At 62.4% G+C, this 561-nt stretch carries 1 protein-coding gene and 1 pseudogene; one reads left to right on the top strand and one right to left on the bottom strand.

All coding sequences use genetic code 11. From position 1 onward, the window contains the following. Nucleotides 1-69: 69 nt before the first annotated feature. Nucleotides 70-347, top strand: a pseudogene (locus FPZ47_RS27885) (IS256 family transposase); the annotation flags it as partial. Here the strand turns inward: FPZ47_RS27885 and FPZ47_RS29110 are convergent. After that, on the bottom strand, nt 329-561 hold a 233-nt coding region (locus tag FPZ47_RS29110), incomplete at its 5' end, for a hypothetical protein (RefSeq protein ID WP_210420057.1). The pseudogene FPZ47_RS27885 and the gene FPZ47_RS29110 overlap by 19 nt on opposite strands.

Consider the following 561-nt stretch of genomic DNA (forward strand, 5'->3'; position numbering starts at 1 on the left):
TACCGGCCAGGACCTAATTCCTGTCGGCAACCCACGTTCACATGCAGTGAGGCCCCAGCCTGCCCATACCGTCTAGGTGTGCCGCCCACCCTGGCCCGCACACTGCGCTCGACGAACTGCATCGAATCGATGATCTCGGTATGCCGCAAGCACGCCGGTAACGTCAAACGCTGGCGCGACGGGCAGATGGCGCTGCGCTGGTGAGCCGCCGGCATGGTTGAGGCCGCAAGCAGTTCCGCCGGGTCAACGGTCACCTGCACCTACCGGCACTGCGCGCCGCCCTTGAGCGTGAGTTCGCCGAACCTGTCGGACCCGTCGTGCACAATGATCAGGTGAGCGCAGCCTGATGCTCACCGGACCGCCACCGAAGTTCCACGGAACTCGGGACAACCTCCATGTCGGTGGTCCACAGCCCAAAGTCGAACGCCAGCTGCAAGGGATCCTTGTGCGCCAAGATTTCGGCGAGCCGCGCCAGCTGCTCATCGGTTACTAAGGAGTTCGTAAGTAAGTCGAGACACGCCGGGGAAAGCCTTTGCTGGCGAACGATATTCGTCGAGAATA

The sequence above is a fragment of the Mycobacterium helveticum genome, assembly GCF_007714205.1.
Classification (GTDB): domain Bacteria; phylum Actinomycetota; class Actinomycetes; order Mycobacteriales; family Mycobacteriaceae; genus Mycobacterium; species Mycobacterium helveticum.